Below are 20,514 nucleotides of genomic sequence, written 5' to 3'. Positions count from 1 at the left end.
AAGGGGACGCCCGCACGTATCCTGAAGGCCGTCCGGGAGGTGCGGGACCGGAGGTGCGGGACCCGCTCTTCCGAGTCCTTGCGGAGCCTTACGAACAACGAAAGTGGTCGGCCATGCGCGTCTACGTCCCCCTGACCCTCCCCGGTCTCGCCGAGGCCTACAAGACGGGTGAGCTGGGGACCGGGCCGCTCGTCGCGTACGGCGTCACGCCCGCGTTGCGCGAGTGGTATCTCTCCGACGACATCGAGGAGTTGGAGTACGCGGCGCTGAACCGGGCCGCGCTGGCCTCGCTGCGGCTGCTGGCGGCGGAGTCCAGGGCGGTGCGGCGCCGGGTCGTGGTCGCCGTCGACGTGCCCGACGGGGCGGCGGTCGCCGATCCCGACCGAGGGCTGGAGCCGTCGGCGCTGGGTGAGGTGCGGATCGCCGGGGGCGTGGCGCTGGCCAAGGCGGCCTCCGTGCATGTCGACTCGGGCGACGCGGAGGCGGACGTGGCGGCGGCCGCCGAGGCGCTGGAAGCGGCCGACGGCGGGGACGACGACGCGCAGTTCGTCGTGGACGGGGCCGAGGACCATGAGCTGCTGTGGTACGCGACTCAGGAGATTCCGAATCTGGTGGGGCTGAGGGGCTGAGGGGCTGAGCCCGGCGGCGTTGTATTGGCTGGTTGATCGGTCGGTCGGTGTTCGGGTGTGCGCCCGGAACCCTCGTTGACCTGCTGTTCTCTTGATTGTCAGTGGTGGCGGGTACGGTTTTTGGCATGGGGAAGCAGGTAGGGGCGCACATTGTCTGGGACTGGAACGGGACGCTGTTCCACGACAATGACGCGATCATCGGAGCGACGAACGCGGCGTTCGGCGAGTTGGGGCTCGACCCGATCACGATGGAGCAGTACCGGGCGCTGTACTGCGTGCCGGTGCCGAAGTTCTACGAGCGGTTGCTCGGGCGGCTGCCGACCGACGCCGAGTGGGAGGTCATGGACGAGACCTTCCACCGGTATTACACCGAGCACCGGGTGAGGTGCGGGCTCACCGAGGGCGTGGCGGAGCTGCTCGTGGCGTGGCGGTCGGCGGGGCGCAGCCAGTCGATCCTCAGCATGTACGGGCATGAGGAACTCGTTCCGCTGGTACGGGGGTTCGGGATCGAGGAGCACTTCATACGCGTCGACGGGCGGACCGGGCCGTCCGGGGGCAGCAAGGTCGAGCACATGGTGCGGCACATAGAGGCGCTCGTGAGCGTGGATCCGGCGCGCACGGTGGTGATCGGGGACGCAGCCGACGACGCGGTGGCGGCGCTGCATGTGGGGGCGCGGGCCGTGCTCTACACCGGGGGGTCGCACGGTCGGGCGAGCCTTGAGGAGGTGGGGGTGCCGGTGGTGGACACGTTGGGGGAGGCGGTCGCGGAGGCGGAGCGGCTGGCTGCTTGAGCCCGGTGGGCATGGGCCCGAGTAGGCGCGGTGCCGGGGAGTGGGGGTAGAGCCTGAGGAGGCGCGGTGCCGGGCCGGGCACCGTGGTGTGGGCGTTTCGGTGGCTGTGGAGAAGGGGCGATGGAGCTTGCGCGTGGAGTGGCGCGGCGCTCTGGGAACGCCGCGCCGGGGGGCGGGGGCCGCTTGTGGCCCGAGGCAGGTCAGGTCACCGGTGCCTTCGCCCGTAGGACCGTCAGGAACTCGCGCATCCAGCCGGAGTGGTCCGGCCAGGTGCGGGAGGAGACCAAGGTGCCGTCGACCACGGCCTCGGCGTCCTGGAAGGTGGCGCCGGCCGCCTGCATGTCCAGTTCCAGGGCCGGGTACGCCGTGACGCGGCGGCCGCGGAGGCTGTCGATCGCGGCGGTGAGCAGGGGGCCGTGGCAGATCTGGGCGACCGGCTTGTCGGCGTCGAAGAACGACTTGAGGATCTTGCGGAGTTCGGGGTCGTTGCGGAGGTACTCGGGGGCTCGGCCGCCGGGGATGACGACGGCGACGTAGTCACCGGGGTCGACCTCGGAGAAGGCCAGGTCGGCGGGCCAGGTGTAGCCGGGTTTCTCGGTGTAGGTGTCGAAGCCGGGTTCGAAGTCGTGGACGACGAACTGGAGCTGTTTGCGGGTGGGGGCCGCGATGTGGACGTCGTAGCCCTCTTCGCGGAGGCGCTGGTAGGGGTAGAGGACCTCCAGTGACTCTGCGGCATCGCCGGTGACGATGAGGATTTTCGCTGTCATGTCGGGTGTGCTCCTCTTGTGGGCCGTGGTCTGCGTCTCCGTCGGGCCTTATGGGCAACGTGCCTCGGGGCGGGTGGCTTGCCAAGGGGGCGTGCGGCTTGGGGAGGCCGGAAGGGCGGGGTTCGGTTGCCGGTGATGGGTGGGTGCCCGGCGTTGCGGCTGAGGCGGGGTGGGGCGCGCAGCCCGGCGCTGTCCGGGTGCCGCTTTCTTCGGGACGGGCGTCGCCCCAGCGGCACGACTGCCCGCAGCTACGCGGGCTGCGGCTGCTGAGCCGATAGTGGCTGCCGCTGTGTAGGTGGCCTTGCCCTTCCGCTTCGACAACACGACCGCCCGCGACCAAGCGCGCTACGGAGCCGTTCGCCGCTGCCGCTGCCGCTGCCGCTGCCGCTGCCGCTGCCGCTGCCGCTGCCGCTGCCGCTGCCGCTGCCGCTGCCGCTGCCGCTGCCGCTGCCGCTGCCGCTGCCGCTGCCGCTGCCGCTGCCGCTGCCGCTGCCGCTGCCGCTGCCGCTGCCGCTGCCGCTGCCGCTGCCGCTGCCGCTGCCGCTGCCGCTGCCGCTGCCGCTGCCGCTGCCGCTGCCGCTGCCGCTGCCGCTGCCGCTGCCGCTGCCGCTGCCGCTGCCGCTGCCGCTGTGTGGGTGGGTGTTTCCCGGCGGCTCCACCTCACCGCTGTTTTCGGACACGGGCTGCCTCCGGATGGCCTGCTTCCGGCTCCGTTTTCTGGCTCGGCCGCCGTCTCAGCCCCACACCCAGCCTCTCCCTCCATGTCCCACCCCGCCAGTTACGCCCTCCCCGCCCCGTTTGACCCTGTGCAGAACGTCAAAGTTCCACCCCCGGTTTTGTACACATACGGCTCATGACGGGCCCCCTGTAAGGAGCGATAGCCTTAGTGGCGTGATCAGCGCGATAGCTCGCGGGAGCGCTGTTGCTCCTGCCCTGCGCCCGGGGAGCACGGACGACATCCGTGCCCGGGCGGCGGTCGCTGGTCTTCGCGGGCGGGAGGGGGGCGTAAGGGCTCCCGGGACGTCATTCGCATCCTGGGCCCGGGCGTCGCAGAGAGCAGCGTCACACCCCGTGGGCAGCTCAAGATTGGCTCATATATCCCCGCTCATCTCACCTCGCGGCATAGCGTCGAAGCAGACCGGACACCCCGCGTCGCGGCGTTACGCCGGAGGGGAAGAGACCGTACTTCCTTCAACGTCACGCAACGGCGCGCGACAGGAGCCAGAGGACAATGCAGACCAAGCTGGACGAAGCCAAGGCCGAGCTGCTCGAGAGGGCCGCCCGGGTAGCTGAGAACAGCCCGGTCGGGGGGTATCTACCGACTGGGACGACGGACGAGAGCAGCCCCGGCACCCCGGACCACGACACCGTGCTCTCGTTCCTCCAGCGGTACTACCTGCACACCGCCCCGGAGGACCTCACCGGCCGCGACCCGGTCGACATCTTCGGAGCCGCCTTCTCGCACTACCGGCTGGCCGAGAACCGCCCCCAGGGCACGGCCAACGTGCGGGTGCACACGCCCACCGTCGAAGAGAACGGGTGGATGTGCAGCCACTCCGTCGTCGAAGTCGTCACCGACGACATGCCCTTCCTGGTCGATTCGGTGACCAACGAGCTGACTCGGCAGGGGCGGGGGATCCATGTGGTCATCCACCCGCAGGTCTTCGTCCGCCGCGACGTCACCGGCAGGCTCATCGAGGTGCTTCAGGAGTCGCCCGCCGGCGAGCTGCCGCACGATACGCACACCGAGTCCTGGATCCACGTCGAGATCGACCGTGAGACCGACCGCGCCGACCTGAAGCAGATCACCGCCGACCTGCTGCGCGTCCTGTCCGATGTCCGCGAGGCCGTCGAGGACTGGAGCAAGATGCGGGACGCGGCCCTGCGGATGGCCGACGAACTGCCCCGCGAGCCCACCTCCGACCTGCGCGAGCAGGAGGTCGAGGAGGCCCGCGAGCTGCTGCGCTGGCTCGCCGACGACCACTTCACCTTCCTCGGCTACCGCGAGTACGAGCTGCGCGAGGACGACTCGCTGGCCGCCGTGCCCGGCACCGGCCTCGGCATCCTGCGCTCCGACCCGCACCACTCCGAGACCGACAGCCACCCGGTCAGCCCGTCCTTCGAGCGGCTGCCCGCCGACGCCCGCGCCAAGGCCCGCGAGCACAAGCTCCTCATCCTCACCAAGGCCAACAGCCGGGCGACCGTGCACCGGCCGTCGTACCTCGACTACGTCGGGGTGAAGAAGTTCGACGAGAACGGGGAGGTCGTCGGCGAGCGGCGCTACCTGGGCCTGTTCTCCTCGGCCGCGTACACCGAGTCCGTCCGCCGGGTGCCCGTCGTCCGGCGCAAGGTGGACGATGTGCTGGAGGCCGCCGGGTTCTCGCCCCACAGCCACGACGGGCGCGACCTGCTGCAGATCCTGGAGACGTACCCGCGCGACGAGCTCTTCCAGACCCCGGTCCCCGAGCTCCAGCGCATCGCCACCTCCGTGCTCTACCTCCAGGAACGCCGCCGGCTGCGGCTCTACCTGCGGCAGGACGAGTACGGCCGCTACTACTCCGCCCTCGTCTACCTCCCGCGCGACCGCTACACCACCGGCGTGCGCCTGCGGATCATCGACATCCTCAAGGAGGAACTCGGCGGTACCAGCGTCGACTTCACCGCCTGGAACACCGAGTCGATCCTCTCCCGGCTGCACTTCGTCGTCCGCGTCCCGCAGGGCACCGAGCTGCCGCAGCTCAGCGACAGCGACAAGGAGCGCATCGAGGCCCGCCTGGTCGAGGCCGCCCGCTCCTGGGCCGACGGCTTCGCCGACGCGCTGAACGCCGAACTCGGCGAGGAGCGCGCGGCCGAGCTGCTGCGCCGCTACTCGGGCGCCTTCCCCGAGGGCTACAAGGCCGACCACGGCCCGCGCTCCGCGGTCTCCGACCTCGTCCACCTCGAACAGCTCACCGAGGAGAACAACTTCTCGCTGAGCCTGTACGAGCCGGTCGGCGCCGCCCCCGAGGAGCGCCGCTTCAAGATCTACCGCAAGGGCGCGGCCGTCTCCCTGTCCGCCGTCCTGCCGGTCCTGAGCCGGCTGGGCGTCGAGGTCGTCGACGAGCGGCCGTACGAACTGCGCTGCTCCGACCGCAGCGTCGCCTGGATCTACGACTTCGGTCTGCGCATGCCCAAGTCGGCGGGCGCCGGCGACTATCTCGGCGACGACGCGCGCGAGCGGTTCTCGGAGGCCTTCGCCGCCACCTGGACCGGCAAGTCGGAGAACGACGGCTTCAACGCCCTCGTGCTGAGCGCCGGCCTGACCTGGCGGCAGGCCATGGTGCTGCGGGCGTACGCCAAGTACCTGCGGCAGGCGGGCTCCACCTTCTCGCAGGACTACATGGAGGACACCCTCCGCAACAACGTCCACACCACCCGCCTGCTCGTCTCCCTGTTCGAGGCGCGGATGTCGCCGGACCGCCAGCGCGCGGGCCGCGAGATCGTGGACGCGCTCCTCGAAGAGGTCGACGCGGCGCTCGACCAGGTGGCGAGCCTCGACGAGGACCGGATCCTGCGGTCCTTCCTCACCGTCATCAAGGCGACGCTGCGGACGAACTTCTTCCAGGAGGCGGCGGGCGGCCAGTCGCACGACTACGTCTCCATGAAGTTCGACCCGCAGGCCATCCCCGACCTGCCGGCGCCGCGCCCGGCGTACGAGATCTGGGTCTACTCGCCGCGCGTCGAGGGCGTGCACCTGCGCTTCGGCAAGGTCGCGCGAGGAGGCCTGCGCTGGTCCGACCGGCGTGAGGACTTCCGCACCGAGATCCTCGGCCTGGTCAAGGCGCAGATGGTGAAGAACACCGTCATCGTGCCGGTCGGTGCCAAGGGCGGCTTCGTCGCCAAGCAGCTGCCGGACCCGAGCGTGGACCGGGACGCGTGGCTGGCCGAGGGCATCGCCAGCTACAAGACGTTCATCTCGGCGCTGCTCGACATCACCGACAACATGGTCGCCGGCGAGGTCGTGCCCCCGGCGGACGTCGTCCGGCACGACGAGGACGACACCTACCTCGTCGTCGCCGCCGACAAGGGCACCGCGACCTTCTCCGACATCGCCAACGGGGTCGCCGAGCAGTACAACTTCTGGCTCGGTGACGCCTTCGCCTCCGGCGGTTCGGCCGGCTACGACCACAAGGGCATGGGCATCACCGCCCGCGGCGCCTGGGAGTCCGTCAAGCGGCACTTCCGCGAGCTGGGCGTGGACACTCAGAGCGAGGACTTCACGGTCGTCGGCATCGGCGACATGTCCGGTGACGTGTTCGGCAACGGCATGCTGCTCAGCGAGCACATCCGCCTGGTCGCCGCCTTCGACCACCGGCACATCTTCATCGACCCGAACCCGGACGCGGCCACCTCCTACGCCGAGCGCCGCCGCGTCTTCGAGCTGCCGCGCTCCAGCTGGGAGGACTACAACACCGAGCTCCTCTCGGCCGGTGGCGGCGTCTTCCCCCGCAGCGCCAAGGCGATCCAGGTCAACGCGCACATCCGCGAGGCCCTCGGTATCGAGGGCAAGGTCTCCAAGATGACGCCGGCCGAGCTGATGAAGGCCATCCTCAAGGCGCCGGTGGACCTGCTGTGGAACGGCGGCATCGGTACGTACGTCAAGGCGTCCACCGAGACCCACGCGGACGTCGGCGACAAGGCCAACGACGCCATCCGCGTCGACGGCGCCGACCTGCGCGTCAAGGTCGTCGGCGAGGGCGGCAACCTGGGCCTGACCCAGCTCGGCCGGATCGAGTTCGCGCGGCACGGCGGCAAGATCAACACCGATGCCATCGACAACAGCGCGGGCGTCGACACCTCCGACCACGAGGTGAACATCAAGATCCTGCTCAACGGCCTGGTCGCGGACGGCGACATGACCGTCAAGCAGCGCAACAAGCTGCTCGCCGAGATGACCGACGAGGTCGGCCGCCTGGTCCTGCGCAACAACTACGCGCAGAACACGGCGATCGCCAACGCCCTCGCCCAGTCCAAGGACATGCTCCACGCCCAGCAGCGCTTCATGAAGCACCTGGTCAGGGAAGGCCACCTGGACCGCGCGCTGGAGTTCCTGCCCACCGACCGCCAGGTCCGCGAACGCCTCGGCGCCGGCCACGGCCTGACCGGCCCGGAGACGGCCGTCCTGATGGCGTACACGAAGATCACGGTCGCCGAGGAGCTGCTGCACACCTCGCTGCCCGACGACCCATACCTGAGCACCCTGCTGCACGCGTACTTCCCGACCGAGCTGCGCGAGCAGTTCCCCGAGCACCTGGTCAGCCACCCGCTGCGCCGTGAGATCACCACGACCGTGCTGGTCAACGACACGGTCAACACGGGCGGTACGACGTATCTGCACCGGCTGCGCGAGGAGACCGGCGCCTCGCTGGAGGAGATCGTCCGGGCGCAGACCGTGGCCCGCGCGATCTTCCGCTCGGCGGCCGTCTGGGACGCGGTCGAGGCGCTCGACAACAAGGTCGAGGCCGACGTCCAGACCCGGATCCGGCTGCACTCGCGCCGCCTCGTCGAGCGCGGCACGCGCTGGCTGCTCAACAACCGGCCGCAGCCGCTGGAGCTCGTCGACACCGTCGACTTCTTCGCCGAGCGCGTCGAGCAGGTCTGGTCGCAGCTGCCGAAGCTGCTGCGCGGCGCGGACCTCGACTGGTACCAGCAGATCTACGACGAGTTGTCCGGCGCCGGCGTCCCGGACGAACTCGCCACCCGCGTGGCCGGGTTCTCCTCCGCCTTCCCGACGCTGGACATCGTCTCGGTGGCCGACCGCATGAGCCGGGACCCGATGGACGTCGCCGAGGTCTACTACGACCTCGCCGACCGCCTCCACATCACCCAGCTCATGGACCGCATCATCGAGCTGCCCCGCGCAGACCGCTGGCAGTCCATGGCCCGCGCCTCCATCCGCGAGGACCTCTACGCCGCCCACGCGGCCCTGACCTCGGACGTCCTGGCGGCCGGCAACGGCACCGCGACGCCCGAGCAGCGCTACAAGGCGTGGGAGCAGAAGAACGTGGCGATCCTGGGGCGGGCGCGCACCACCCTGGAGGAGATCCAGGGATCGGACACCTTCGATCTGGCCAACCTTTCGGTGGCCATGCGGACCATGCGGACGCTGCTGCGGACGCATTCGTAGGCCGCACGAGTATCTAGGCCGTACGAGTATCAGGGCGCCCCGGGCTGTGACGGCCCGGGGCGCCTCTGGCTATGGCTGGAGAGGTGACTGCCAACCTCTCCGAGGAGCGGGGGACCGGGGGAAGCCGCCGTCTGCGACGTGCGCTTCCCGCACTCGTCGCCGCCGCGTTCGTGCTGCTGCACGTCTTCGGCTACCCGGCGACCCGCTTCTCCAACGACTCGTACCGCTACACCCGCGAGGCGTACGAGTTCCTCGGCGACACCCCGCGCGAGGCCACGCGGAAGGCGGTCGCCGCCTACTGCGCGGACACGGCCAGGCTGGTCCACCGCAACCGCATGCTCGACCAGCTCGCCTTCCGTGACCCGGGCCGGGAGGCCGCGTACGCGCGGCGGTGCGAGCGGACGTACGCGAACGGGCTGGAACCCACCGACCCGCGCTACGAGAAGATCTTCCACACCAGGCCCGGATACCCGCTGATCGCCGCTCCTTTCGTGGCACTGATCGGCGCCAAGGCCGGACTCACGCTGGTCGCGCTCGCCTTCACCACACTGACCGGATACCTCGTGTACCTGCTGCTCCGCGCGCTGCGGGCGCCGCCTCCCACCGCCGTACTCGGGCAGGTCCTCGCGTACGTGACACCGCTCGCTTCCTGGGGCGGCCGACCGCTCACCGAAGGCCCGACGCTCGCGCTGCTGACCGCGCTCCTGCTGGCCTCGGTGTGGCTGCTCCAGCGCCGTGTACCGGCCGGGGTGACGCTGTTCACCGGTGCCTTCGGGCTCGGACTCGCCGTCAGGTACTCGAGTTTTCTGATGGCGGCCCCCGCTCTGGCGGCCGCCGCATCCGCCGCGCTGTTCTTCGTCCCCCGTGCCCGGCATCGGGGGACCTGGTGGCTGGTCGGCCTGTCGGCGGGCGGCACGTCGGTCGTGCTGGGCCTGAGCAGGGCACTGAAGCTCCCCGGCATCAGCGACTCGCTCCAGGACACCTTCACCCTGCACTGGACCCGGCCCGAGATCGCCGACCCGTGGTCCGCCGTCGTCCGCCTGAATCTCCAGTACTGGGTGCAGTGGCTCCAGAACGAGGCCCTGGCGCCCATGCTGCTCTTCCTGCTCGCGGTGGGTGCGTGGGGGGTGTGGAAGCGGTCGGTGCCGGTGGCGCTGTGTGTGATCGCGGTGGGGGCGACCGGGTTCGCGGCGACGGTGGCGCATCCGCTCGCGGTCGAGCTGGACCGGTTGTACGTCCCGGTGTGGCTGATTGCGGTGATCGGTCTTCCGCTGGCGGTGACGAGGTTCAGCGCAGTGCGCTTCGCACCAGTCGTGCCGCCCGTCTCACCTTCGGCCGCGCGAGCCGTCTCACCACCGGCCGCACCACCCTCGCCGTGACGCCCACCGGCTGCCACCGCACCTGGAGGCGGCCCGGACCGCGGCCCTCCGGTTCGATCGTGACCCGGTGCGGGGCCGCACCGGCGTGGTAGTCGATGCGGGCCGTCAGGGGCGGGAAGGACAGGGGCGCCAGGAGTACGGCCGTATGGGCCAGGCCCTGGTGCTCGATGCGCAGGAGGGGGTGGCGGACGCCGGCGAAGCCGTGGAGGGGGACCGGGGCCGACGACAGGTCCAGGTGGACGTGGCCTTCGAACAGGCCGGGACGGACGGGGGAGAGGCGGAAGGGGATCTTGAGGCGGCGTCGGCCGGGCCGGATGAGGAGGCTCGCGCGGTGCGGGCCCACCGGGAGGCGCAGGCCCGGGTCGTAGGTCCGGATCGTGAGGTCGATCGAGGCGCCCGGGCCGCGCGTGAGCTCCGTGATCTCGTGCCGGAACCGGGCGCTGCGGAACGGGCGGGTGTCCAGCTCCAGGTCGGCGACGTCCAGTTCGCGGCGGGCCAGGTCCGTGGTGGGCAGGCTGCCGCCCCAGTACGTACGGCCCTCGGCGTCCGGTGCCACCTGCCTCGGCGCCACCCCGTGGCCCAGTCCCCGCGCCGCCAGCCGGGCCTCGGGGAAGCGGCGTTCGCGGATCAGCTGGAGGACCACGCGTTCCGGGCGGGGCAGGCGGGCGTAGGCCGTGGGGGACACGGTTTCCAGGTAGGGGGTCATGATGTCCGCGAAGCCGGTCAGCCACTCGTCGTCGCGGTACGGCAGGTCCCCGGCGTACATCCGGAAGTCGTGCTTGAGGAACTTGTAGTCCTTGTCCTCACGCAGCGCCCCGTGCCCGCTCTCGGTGAGGAAGCCGTCGATGAGCCGCTGGACCTCGACGCGGTCGCGGACGTTGTCGAGTCGGTGGCGCTGGTTGGAGATCGATGCGGCGTCCGTGGCCGCGTACGGCGCGATGTACCAGCGGTACACCGGCTCGGGGATGATCGTGAACTCCTTGGCCAGACAGTACGCCTGCGTCGTGAACAGCTGGTCCTCGTAGTGGATGCCCTCGGGGAACCGCAGGTCGTGCCGGTCCAGGAAGGCGCGGGCGTACATCTTGCTCGTCGACAGGTGCTCGAAGAGCAGCCGGGGTTCGGACTCGATGCCGACCACCGTGCGGCGCTCGGCGACCAGGTGCGGCATCCACTTCGTGCGGCGTCCGCCGTCCTCCCGGACCCGCACCACCGCGCCCATCGCGAAGTCGATCTCCCGCTCGCGGTGGGCGGCGAGCAGCAACTCCACCGCGTCGTCGGGGAGTTCGTCGTCACTGTCCAGGAACATCACGTATGGCGCCCGGGCGATCTCCAGGGCACGGTTGCGCGGGGCGCTGCAGCCGCCGCTGTTCTGCGGCAGGCGGAGGTGGCGGATACGGGGATCACGGGACGCCAACTCCCTTGCCACGTCCGGTGTCTCATCCGTCGAGTGGTCGTCGCTGATGACGATCTCGATGTCGGCGTGGGTCTGACGGCGTACCGACTCCACGGCCCGGGGCAGGCGGGCCGCGTCGTTGTAGACGATGACCGTCACCGTGACGTCGGGGACGGTGGCGTCGGGGACGGTGGGGCCTTGGGGTGTGGCGTCCGGTTTCATACCGCCTCCCGAGGGCTCGGTGCCGGCGTGCGTTCCTCCAACGGGATCACCGGCGGCAGGGCGTCCTCGCTCTCGCCCAGGAACACACGGCGTACGACGCGTTCGGCGGCGCGTCCGTCGTCGTACTCGCAGAAGCGGCGCCGGAAGGCCGCCCGGGCCTTTGTCGCGCCCTCGTCGTGCCATGCCTCGGTGGTGAGGATCTCCGCCAGTTCGTGCTGGGTGCGGGCCACTTGGCCCGGTGGTTCGGCCGGCAGGTCGAAGTAGACGCCGCGGGTGGAGCGGTAGGTCTCCCAGTCGTCGGCGTAGACGACGATCGGGCGGTCGAGGTTGGCGTAGTCGAACATGATGGACGAGTAGTCCGTGACCAGCGCGTCGGCGGCCAGGCACAGGTCCTCGACCGGGTCGTAGGCGCCGACGTCGATGATCCGGCCCGTGCGGCGCAGGGCGGTCAGCGGGGACGGCCTGCCGTCGTAGAAGTAGTGGCCGCGGATCAGCAGGACCGTGTCCTCGCCGAGCTGGTCGGCGAGGGTGGCGAGGTCGAGGCGGGGCGTCCAGCCGGCCTCGTAGTCGCGGTGGGTGGGGGCGTAGAGGATCGCGCGATGGTTCGGGGGGATGCCCAGGCGGTCGCGGACGGCGCGGATGTCGGCGGCGGTGGCCGTGTAGAAGACGTCGTTGCGCGGATAGCCGTAGTCGAGCGAGACGAAGCGGGAGGGGTACGCGCGCTCCCACATCCGGGTGGAGTGGCTGTTCGCGGAGACGCTGTAGTCCCACTTGTCGATACGGGCGAGCAGCGCCTGGAAGTCGAGCCCCTTGGCGGCGGCCGGGAACTCCATCTGGTCCACGCCCATGCGCTTGAGCGGGGTGCCGTGGTGGGTCTGGAGGTGGACCGCGTCCGGGCGTTTCACCACCGCGTTGGGGTAGTTGACGTTGTTGACCAGGTACTTCGCTGTGGCCAGCACCTCCCGGTAGCGGCGGGTGCCGGGGAGGACGTGGTCCGTGTGGGGCGGCAGGAGCGGGGCGTTCTCCGGCGTCACCACCCACACCGGGTGGATCTGCGGGGCGAGTTCGGTGAGCTTGACGGCGATCGCCGCCGGGTTGCAGGCCACGCCGCGGTTCCAGTACGCCGCGAACACGGCCAGATTGGGGTTGACCGGGCGGGACAGGGACGTGCGGTAGTGGTGGTCGCCGAGGGCGGCGGCCACCTGGCGCCCGCGGGTTCGTACGGCCGCCTTCGCGGCACGGCGGGCGCGGTTGGCGCTCTGGAAGGCGCGGTACCTGGCGTACGCGTTCTCTTCGAGCAGGGCGCGGCGGATGGCCTCGGGGCCGGAGGGGGGACGGTGCCCGGGCGGGCGGTGCCGGACGGCCGCTTCACCGGCTCGGCGGAAGAACTCCCTGGCCACCGCGTCCGGCATGGCGGTGCGGGCGAAGGTGCGCAGGCAGTCCTGGACCATGACGTCGTACAGGACGGCGTCGGGGGCGGGGCCGGTGGTGGGGCGGGAGGCGGGGCGGTTCCGGGCGAGGGCGAGGAGCGTTTCGTAGCGGTCGATCAGGGCGTAGCGCTCGTCGGGGGTGACCGGGGGGAGGCTCTCGGGGCGCAGCTCGCGGTGCTCGTGCGCCACTTGGTTCAGGGCGGCGATGTGGTCGGCGAGGAGGAGGGCGGCGTAGGCGGCGTACGGCTCGTCGGGGGTGGTGAGTTGCTGTTCGTGCGCCTGCCAGAAGGGGGTGCGCAGCGCGCGGTTGCCCAGCAGGGGCGTGATGCGGAGCGCGGTGCGGGCGATGCCGTCGAGGGGGTGGGCGGCGCGGCCCGCGCGGGCCAGGCGGGGGCCGTCCTCGGAGGGGAGCCCGGAGGTCTCCCAGGTGGAGCGGACGTGGTCGAAGAGGAGGACGTCCACCTCGTCCGGAAGTTCCGCGGCGCGCTCGGCGATCGTGCGCGGGGCGCCGGCGGGCACGCCGTCCTTGGCGTGCACGAAGTGCAGCCAGCGGCCGGAGGCCCGGGCCGCCCCCGCCGACCGGGCCGCGGCGTCCCCCGTCCCGTCCGGCAGGGGGAGCACCAGCATCTCGGAGGCGTACGCCCGTGCCGTCTCCTGCGCCCAGGCGCCGACCGCGGCCACGATCACTTCGACCTCGGGGTGGGGATGCTCGGCCAGGGAGGCGAGGAGTCCGGTCAGGCGGTCCTGGGTGTTGGGCCCGTGGACTATGACGCTGAGCTCGGGCATCGCGGGGACTCCTTCACCTTCGCCATCACTCCGGGGACTCCGGGGACTCCCCGGACTCCGGGGACCCTGTGTCCGTCATAGTGGCACCAATAGGATGAAAGGGTCGTCCGGAGTTGCGCCTCACGGGGGAGACCGCAGGGGGGAGGCCGCACGGGGGAGTCTCACGTGGGACGCCTCACGTGGGACGCCTCACGCCGGAACAGGAGCTTTCGGCTTCGGCTTGGCCGGCTTGTCACCCGTGAAGGCCTCGTACTCCTTCAGCACCTCGTCCGTCGGCCCGTCCATGCGCAGCTCGCCGCGCTCCAGCCACAGGACGCGGTCACAGGTGTCGCGGATCGACTTGTTGTTGTGGCTGACCAGGAACACCGTGCCCGCATGCTTGCGCAGCTCGCGGATCCGGGCCTCGGAACGCTTCTGGAAGGAACGGTCACCCGTCGCCAGCGCCTCGTCGATCAGCAGCACGTCGTGGTCCTTGGCCGCGGCGATGGAGAAACGCAGGCGGGCCGCCATGCCGGAGGAGTACGTGCGCATGGGGAGGGTGATGAAGTCGCCCTTCTCGTTGATGCCGGAGAAGTCGACGATCTCCTGGTAGCGCTCCCTGACCTGCTCGCGGGACATGCCCATCGCGAGGCCGCCGAGGTGGACGTTGCGCTCGCCGGTGAGGTCGTTCATCAGGGCCGCGTTCACGCCGAGGAGGGAGGGCTGGCCGTCGGTGTAGATCCGGCCGTTCTCGACCGGGAGCAGGCCCGCGACCGCCTTGAGCAGGGTCGACTTGCCCGAGCCGTTGGTGCCGATGAGGCCGATGGCCTCGCCCTTGTACGCGACGAAGGAGACCTTCTTGACCGCGTGCACCTTGCGCACGCCGGCCGCCTTCTCGGTCTGCTTGCGGCGCACGATGCGGTTGAGGGCGGCGGTGGCGGAGCCGCGGCCCGAGCTGGTGCCGTTGACCCGGTAGACGATGTCGACGGCGTCGGCGATGACGGTGGGGACCTGCCCGGTTGCGGGCGCGGTGTTGTCGAGGTTCTCAGCCACGGCCGTACGTCTCCTCAGCCTTCCAGAAGTAGATGAAGCCGCCGACGCCGGCGAGCAGCGCCCAGCCCGTCGCGATCGCCCACACGTGCGGCGGGAGCTGGCTCGCGTGGAAGCTGTCGATCAGCGCGAAGCGCATCAGGTCGATGTAGACGGCGGCGGGGTTGGCCAGGAGGGCCGAAGTCACCCAGGACGGCCAGTCCGTGTGCTTGCTCATCATGTGGCTGATGCTGAACATCACGCCCGACGCGTACATCCAGGTACGCAGCACGAACGGCATCAGCTGCGCGATGTCCGGCGTCTTCGCACCCATCCGGGCCATGACCATCGCGACGCCCGCGTTGAAGGTGAACTGCAGCACCAGCGCCGGGAGCGCCAGCACCCAGGACGCGGTGACCGGAATGCCGAGGCAGAGCAGGATCACGACCAGGGCCGCCATCGAGAACAGCAACTGCTGGAGCTGCTGCAACGCGAAGGAGATCGGCAGCGCGGCCCGTGGGAAGTGCAGGGCGCGTACGAGGCCGAGGTTGCCGGAGATCGCGCGCGTGCCCGCCATGATCGAGCTCTGCGTGAACGTCCAGATGAACACCCCTGTCACCAGGAACGGGATGTAGTCCGGTACGCCGCCCTTGGTGCCCATCAGTTCGCCGAAGATGAAGTAGTACACCGCCGCGTTCAGCAACGGCGTCAGTACCTGCCAGACCTGACCGAGCTTCGCCTGGCTGTACTGGGCGGTGAGCTTGGCGGTGGCGAACGCGGTGATGAAGTGCCGGCGCGCCCACAGCTGGCGGATGTACTCGGGCAGGGAGGGGCGGGCACCGCTGACCGAGAGTCCGTGCCGGGCGGCGAGGGCCGCGAGGTCGGCCTCGGCCGGGGCGGGTGTCGTCGGGGGCGGTGTGTCGAGGACCTGGCTCACATCCGCTGCTTTCGTTGGGGGGGGTGGGGTGCTGCGACGTTCTCTTACGTGACGCTTCACGTTTTCTTACGTCGGGACGGGACCGTATCGTCGCAACGTGAGCGTAGATCGAGGAGGCGTCGGGACGCAACCGTTTCGTCGTGACGTTGGTGACAGTCGGCGGGCGTGGGGGCGTGGGGGCGTGCGGGCCTGGGACGTGGGGACGGGGCTGTCTCGTCGTGACGTTGGTGGCGGCGGGCGGGCAGGGCGGGCAGGCGGGCGTGCGTGGGAACGGGACTGTTTCGTCGTGACGTCGGAGTCGACTCCGGTTGACGTAGGGACGGCACCGTATCGTCGCAACGCTCTATGCTTGCCCGCATGACGACGAACGCCGACCAGCCCCAGCCGCGTCCGCGCCGCCGCACCCCCGCCGGCGCAGCCGTACTCCGGGAGGACGTGACGGAGGCCATCCGGGCGGCCGTCTTCGAGGAGTTGGCGGCCGTCGGCTACGCGCGGATGTCGATAGAGGGCATCGCGCGCCGCGCGGGCGTCGGCAAGACCGCGGTGTACCGGCGCTGGCGCTCCAAGCTGCACCTGGTGCTGGACGTGGTGTCGGCGGTCGCCGTCATGGGACTGCCCGTGCCGGACGCCGGCTCCCTGGAGGGTGATCTGCGGCTGCTGTACGGCGTGACCGCACGCGCCCTGCGCCACCCCTTGGCCTCGCAGATCCTCCCGGATCTCCAGGCCGAGGCGGCCCGCAGTCCCGAGATCGCCGAGGCCCTGCAGAAGGCGCTGCGGGACGGGCAGGCGAGCGTCGCCAGCGGGATCGTGATGGCCGCGGAGAAGCGCGGCGAGGTACGTCCGGGCATCGACGAGGACCTGGCACTCGACCTGATCTCGGGCCCCCTGTACTGGCGCTCGGTGGTGATCCGCAGCCCCAAGCTGCCCAAGGGGTACCTGGATGCCCTGGCCCGGGCCACCGCACATGCCCTCAAGGCCCTGTGAGTAGGCTGCGTGCACCGGCTGCCAACGGTGATCCATCTGGCGTTGCCGCCTACGACGCGGTGACCGGAGCAGAGGCGGAACTGCCGTGAGAGTCGTGATCGCCGAGGACAACGCCCTGCTGCGCGAGGGCCTGGTCCTCCTGCTGACGTCGGCCGGGCACGAGGTCGCGGCCGTCGCAGGTACCGGCCCCGAGATCCTGCCCGCGCTGCTGGAGCACCGCCCCGACGCCGCCGTGCTCGACGTACGGATGCCGCCCGATTTCCGCGACGAGGGCCTGCGCGCCGCCCTCGCCGCTCGCAAGGAGATCCCCGGGCTGCCGGTCCTGGTGCTCTCCCAGTACGTCGAGGAGTCGTACGCCGCCGAGCTGCTCGCCGGTGGCGCGAGCGGCCTCGGCTACCTGCTGAAGGACCGGGTCGGTCGGGTGGACGAGTTCCTCGACGCGCTGGAACGGGTCGCGGCCGGCGGCACCGCCCTCGACCCCGAGGTCGTCACCGAACTGCTGACCCGCCGCCGCGACTCCCCCCTCGACTCGCTCACCCCGCGCGAACGCGAGGTGCTGGCGCTGATGGCCGAGGGCCACGACAACGCGACCATCGCCAAGACCCTGGTCGTGACGGAACGCGCGGTCCACAAGCACATCGGCAACGTCTTCCTGAAGCTGGGGCTGCCGCAGAGTGACAGTGGGCATCGGCGGGTGCTGGCCGTGTTGACGTACCTGAACAACGCGTAGTCGTCACCCACGGCCCCGTCCGGCGCGGCAGCCTGGCGAGCCTCGCGCGTGTCGCGAGCCTCGCACGTGTCGCGCGGGAGCCGATGTCATCAGCTAGGCCGGTAGTAGGCGTCGATGGGCCCGCGTGCCTCGTCGAGCAGGGCTGGGCCGTCCTGTGGCACCGTCGGCCAGTCGCCCGACCCCGGGTTGAGTTCGACGAGTTGCTCGGTGGAGAGCGCGTAGACGACCCGGCCGATGCCGGAGCGGACGATGCCGCCGCCGCACATGCCGCACGGCTGGCAGCTGGTGTACATGGTGGTGCGGGCGGCTGTGTCCGGGTCGAGTTCGCGGGCTGCCCAGCGGGCGAGCTTCAGTTCCGGGTGGGCGCTGATGTCGTTGTCGCGCCGTACCGTGTTGTGGGCTTCGGCGAGGATCGCGCCGTCCGGGCCGGCCAGCAGGGAACCGTACGGCGCGTCGCCCAGGGTGACCGCGTGGGCCGCGATGCCGATGGCGCGGCGCAGGAGGGTCTCGTCGGCAGTGGTGATCACTGTGGGGTCCTCCAGTGTGTGGCCACGGCGGTGAGCGCCTGCCAGGCCGTGTGGGGCCGGAGGGTCTCCTCCGGGTCTCCGTGGTAGGGGTCGAGTACGACGGTGTCCGCGCCGAGCAGGCGGAGCTGGTCGAGATCGTCGAGGATCTGCTCGATGGTGCCGACACCGGCGGGCCGTTCGGGGTCGTCGACCGGTGTGCCGGTCATCCGCAGGGCGATGCGGGGCGCGAACGCCGGCAGCGAGTGGTTCGCCAGGACCGAGCGCATCAGGGGGAGGGGGAGCCGCAGCGGGTGCCAGGCGTCGCCGAACCTGACCGTGCGCCGGATCGCCGCCTCGCTGTGCCCGCCGACCCACACAGGTATCGGGGCGGCACCGTCCCCGGTCTCCGTGCGCCAGGCATCCCGCAGGCCACCCAGGTACTCGTCGGTGAGTCGGCCGCGCGCGGTGAACGGCACGCCGAGCGCGTCGAACTCCTGACGTGCCCAGCCGACGCCCACGCCGAGGACGAACCGGCCGCCGCTGAGCTGGTTGAGGTTGGTGGCCATCCGAGCCACCAGCAGTGGATGCCGGTAGGGCAGGACGAGGACGGTCGTGCCCAGCCGCAGCCTCGTGGTGAGGCCGGCCAGCCAGGACAGCGTGGTGAACGGCTCGTAGAACGGCTCCGGGTACCGCTCGGCCACGTCCGGGGTGACGGTCACGTGGTCCGACACCATGAGGAGGTCGAAGCCGAGCCCCTCCGTGATCCGCGCCCATTCGCGCAGGACGCCGGGATCGGTTCCGGGCCCGAAGTTCGGTACGTTGACGCCAAGTTGCATGAGTCGAGGCTATGCCGGTGACTACGGCATGGGGAACCGAATCTTCCGGGCAAAGGCAATGTTCTTCCGTGGTTCTGCCGGTAGAGTCGCGGTATGGCCGTGAATCTTGACGACGTTGACTGGGCGATCATCGGGCAGCTGCAACAGGATGCTCGCATCTCCCTCAGCGAGTTGGGGCGGCGCGTGAATCTCAGCTCGTCGGCCACCACGGAACGGGTCCGGAGCCTGGAGTCGTTGGGCGTCATCACCGGCTACCACGCCGTGGTCGACCTGACCAAGGTCGGCTACCCCGTGCTCGCCGTCGTCCGGCTGAAGTACCCGGGCAACCGTCACCAGCCATTGCGCCGACTGCTCGACGAGCGGCGGGAGATCCTGGAGTGCCTGCGCACTACCGGCGACGACTGCTACACCCTGAAGGTGGCCGCGACCTCGATGGAGCACCTGGAGACCCTCATGGACGAGCTGGCCGGCTTCGGCAGCACGACCACGAGCGTCGTCTACAGCCAGACGCTGCCCAGCCGCGGACCCGACCGGCCCTGACGGGCCCTGACCGACAGCCGACCCGTCGCCGCATTCCCGCAGATCGGTAGCGGACTGCCGTCGCGGTCCGGATGCACGAGCCGACACCATTCGCCAAGTCCGCACCAGCGCCCTGGAACCCGACGTCAGTAGTCGCTCAGGCCCAGCGCGAATCCGGTCAACTCGCCCACCCGCAGCACCCGTTCACCAAACCCCGGCAACGGTACGTGCAGCTCCGCCGTCCACCGCTCCGGCACCGCGTCGATGCCGTACACCGCCCCGGCCAGCCCGCCGCACTCCAGCAGCGACTCGCCGACGAGTACGGCCATCTGCGTCTCGTCGGTCGCCTCGCAGGGTCCCAGCCGCCGTCCCCGCACATCTCGCCGCCGTGGCCCGGCTTCGGGAAGCGGGCGGAGAAGGCGCCTTCCGGCCCGAATTCGAAGGGCGTGCCCAGAGCGTCGCCGACAGCGGCCAACTCGTAGCCGATATGTAGCGATTGCCGGGGCGAGCACCATCCGGCGCGACTCGCAGCGCCAGGAGTCTCGGGGGCGGCGCCTCGATCTCCCCGTCTGTGGCGACCGGATCAGGCCGACGGGCGGGGGCTGAGCGCGCCGGCCGCCCGGAAGGAACGCGCACGTCGGCGGTCAGGTCTGCCGTCACCCTGCCAGCCGCGCCTCGCTCGCACAGCAGCGTGACCGGGTCCGTCAGCCGGTCTCGCTGGGACGCGGCCTGCGCGCCGGACAGCGGGGAAACGAGGGCTGCACTCCGCGGGGTCTCGGTCGACTCGACTTCCTCGGAGGCGGGTTCAAGCCAAGTGAACACGGACTCGCCTGAACTGCTTGGAACGTTGTCAGACCCGTGAGTTACGGTGCTGATTCGCATCTGTGATGATCAAATTCGATCGGATTTGAACCTGAAGCTGTGCACGCAGTAAGCGGTGAAATCCAGGACGGGGGCTGATGTGAGCGCCGACGCGTTGCGACTGCGGCTGACGGATCTGGCGGAGACCGAGGACGGCGATCTGCGGGCGGTGGTAGGGGAGTTCAGGCGCAGTGAGGTGCTGGTGCCGGTGGTGGACGGCTCGCTGGTATCGGCTGAGGCGGGCGGCATCCGTTGGCTCTTCGCGTTCACGGACGATGCGGCGCTGACACGTTTCGCCGAGGCTCGGGGCGATGCGATCCAGGAGCGCGTCCCGGTGTATGGCGCATGGCTGCTGGACCGGGTAATTCCGCGTGCGGGTAGGCCGGTTGGGATTGCGGTGGATGCGGGCAGTGCCACGGGGATGGTCCTGCCGCCCGTGGTGGGAATCGTGCCGGAGGCGGTGGCCGTGCCGGTGGATGTGGACGGCACGGGCGTGCAGGGGGCCGACGCGTGAGTGGCGGTGGTTACCGGGTTGATCCGGAGGCGCTGGAGCGGGTCACCCGGGGCATC

The 20,514-nt window shown here is 70.6% G+C and carries 16 protein-coding genes and 1 pseudogene; 8 read left to right on the top strand and 9 right to left on the bottom strand.

Features of this window, described 5'->3' with window-relative positions; genetic code table 11:
• The first annotated feature begins 113 nt into the window (after positions 1-113).
• Together PBV52_RS18050 and PBV52_RS18045 are read left to right on the top strand one after the other, a co-directional pair.
• Complete coding sequence (locus PBV52_RS18050; protein WP_274239403.1) at positions 114-629, top strand: hypothetical protein; 516 nt, start codon at positions 114-116, stop codon at positions 627-629.
• Positions 630-754: 125 nt separating this feature from the next.
• Positions 755-1,420: an HAD family hydrolase gene (locus PBV52_RS18045; protein WP_274239401.1), complete on the top strand. Its 666-nt coding sequence runs from the start codon at positions 755-757 to the stop codon at positions 1,418-1,420.
• A 200-nt stretch (positions 1,421-1,620) separates the two neighbouring features.
• Here PBV52_RS18045 and PBV52_RS18040 read toward each other — a convergent pair whose 3' ends face one another.
• Entirely contained in the window at positions 1,621-2,187 is a 567-nt protein-coding gene (locus PBV52_RS18040; RefSeq protein ID WP_274239399.1) for a DJ-1/PfpI family protein, read from the bottom strand.
• Between the two features lie 248 nt (positions 2,188-2,435).
• Positions 2,436-2,867, bottom strand: coding sequence for a hypothetical protein (locus PBV52_RS18035; protein ID WP_274239398.1), 432 nt, complete (start codon positions 2,865-2,867; stop codon positions 2,436-2,438).
• Between the two features lie 551 nt (positions 2,868-3,418).
• On the opposite strand from PBV52_RS18035, the gene PBV52_RS18030 reads away from it, so the two are divergent.
• Both PBV52_RS18030 and PBV52_RS18025 read left to right on the top strand, forming a co-directional pair.
• Positions 3,419-8,353 (top strand): NAD-glutamate dehydrogenase, encoded by a 4,935-nt coding sequence (locus tag PBV52_RS18030; protein WP_274239397.1) that lies wholly within the window; start codon positions 3,419-3,421, stop codon positions 8,351-8,353.
• A gap of 83 nt (positions 8,354-8,436) precedes the next feature.
• Entirely contained in the window at positions 8,437-9,732 is a 1,296-nt protein-coding gene (locus tag PBV52_RS18025; RefSeq protein ID WP_274239396.1) for a glycosyltransferase family 39 protein, read from the top strand.
• Here PBV52_RS18025 and PBV52_RS18020 read toward each other — a convergent pair.
• The 4 genes from PBV52_RS18020 to PBV52_RS18005 all read right to left on the bottom strand — a co-directional run bounded on the left by PBV52_RS18020 (position 9,641) and on the right by PBV52_RS18005 (position 15,508).
• On the bottom strand, positions 9,641-11,347 hold the full coding sequence (locus tag PBV52_RS18020; RefSeq protein ID WP_274239395.1) for a glycosyltransferase family 2 protein: 1,707 nt from the start codon (positions 11,345-11,347) through the stop codon (positions 9,641-9,643). The two genes, PBV52_RS18025 and PBV52_RS18020, sit on opposite strands and share 92 nt — an antisense overlap.
• Positions 11,344-13,563 (bottom strand): CDP-glycerol glycerophosphotransferase family protein, encoded by a 2,220-nt coding sequence (locus tag PBV52_RS18015; RefSeq protein ID WP_274239394.1) that lies wholly within the window; start codon positions 13,561-13,563, stop codon positions 11,344-11,346. The genes PBV52_RS18020 and PBV52_RS18015 overlap by 4 nt, the downstream gene beginning before the upstream one ends.
• Positions 13,564-13,752: 189 nt before the next feature.
• Positions 13,753-14,595 carry an ABC transporter ATP-binding protein gene (locus PBV52_RS18010; RefSeq protein ID WP_274239393.1) on the bottom strand — a complete coding sequence of 281 codons (843 nt, stop codon included), beginning with the start codon at positions 14,593-14,595 and terminating at the stop codon, positions 13,753-13,755.
• Entirely contained in the window at positions 14,588-15,508 is a 921-nt protein-coding gene (locus PBV52_RS18005) for an ABC transporter permease (protein ID WP_274239392.1), read from the bottom strand. The genes PBV52_RS18010 and PBV52_RS18005 overlap by 8 nt, the downstream gene beginning before the upstream one ends.
• 345 nt (positions 15,509-15,853) lie before the next feature.
• On the opposite strand from PBV52_RS18005, the gene PBV52_RS18000 reads away from it, so the two are divergent.
• Both PBV52_RS18000 and PBV52_RS17995 read left to right on the top strand, forming a co-directional pair.
• The gene (locus tag PBV52_RS18000; protein ID WP_128428871.1) at positions 15,854-16,492 is read left to right on the top strand and encodes a TetR/AcrR family transcriptional regulator; all 639 of its coding nucleotides are present in this window, start codon (positions 15,854-15,856) and stop codon (positions 16,490-16,492) included.
• 85 nt (positions 16,493-16,577) lie between these two features.
• The gene (locus PBV52_RS17995) at positions 16,578-17,222 is read left to right on the top strand and encodes a response regulator transcription factor (protein ID WP_274239391.1); all 645 of its coding nucleotides are present in this window, start codon (positions 16,578-16,580) and stop codon (positions 17,220-17,222) included.
• Positions 17,223-17,311: 89 nt separating this feature from the next.
• On the opposite strand, the gene PBV52_RS17990 is transcribed toward PBV52_RS17995, so the two are convergent.
• Positions 17,312-17,749 (bottom strand): nucleoside deaminase, encoded by a 438-nt coding sequence (locus tag PBV52_RS17990; protein ID WP_274239390.1) that lies wholly within the window; start codon positions 17,747-17,749, stop codon positions 17,312-17,314.
• Positions 17,746-18,564, bottom strand: coding sequence for an LLM class flavin-dependent oxidoreductase (locus PBV52_RS17985; RefSeq protein WP_274239389.1), 819 nt, complete (start codon positions 18,562-18,564; stop codon positions 17,746-17,748). Before PBV52_RS17985 ends, PBV52_RS17990 begins: the two co-directional genes overlap by 4 nt.
• 93 nt (positions 18,565-18,657) lie before the next feature.
• Here PBV52_RS17985 and PBV52_RS17980 point away from each other — a divergent pair, with 93 nt between their 5' ends.
• Positions 18,658-19,104: an Lrp/AsnC family transcriptional regulator gene (locus tag PBV52_RS17980; RefSeq protein ID WP_274239388.1), complete on the top strand. Its 447-nt coding sequence runs from the start codon at positions 18,658-18,660 to the stop codon at positions 19,102-19,104.
• Between the two features lie 263 nt (positions 19,105-19,367).
• Here the strand turns inward: PBV52_RS17980 and PBV52_RS17975 are convergent.
• Positions 19,368-19,570, bottom strand: a pseudogene (locus PBV52_RS17975) (ADP-ribosylglycohydrolase family protein); the annotation flags it as partial.
• Between the two features lie 474 nt (positions 19,571-20,044).
• Here PBV52_RS17975 and PBV52_RS17970 point away from each other — a divergent pair.
• On the top strand, positions 20,045-20,458 hold the full coding sequence (locus PBV52_RS17970) for an SseB family protein (RefSeq protein WP_274239387.1): 414 nt from the start codon (positions 20,045-20,047) through the stop codon (positions 20,456-20,458).
• Positions 20,459-20,514 lie beyond the last annotated feature (56 nt).

This window comes from Streptomyces sp. T12 (assembly GCF_028736035.1).
GTDB lineage: Bacteria > Actinomycetota > Actinomycetes > Streptomycetales > Streptomycetaceae > Streptomyces.
The sequence above is the reverse complement of the archived record's forward strand: the minus strand, read 5'-3'. Positions and strand labels throughout refer to the sequence as shown.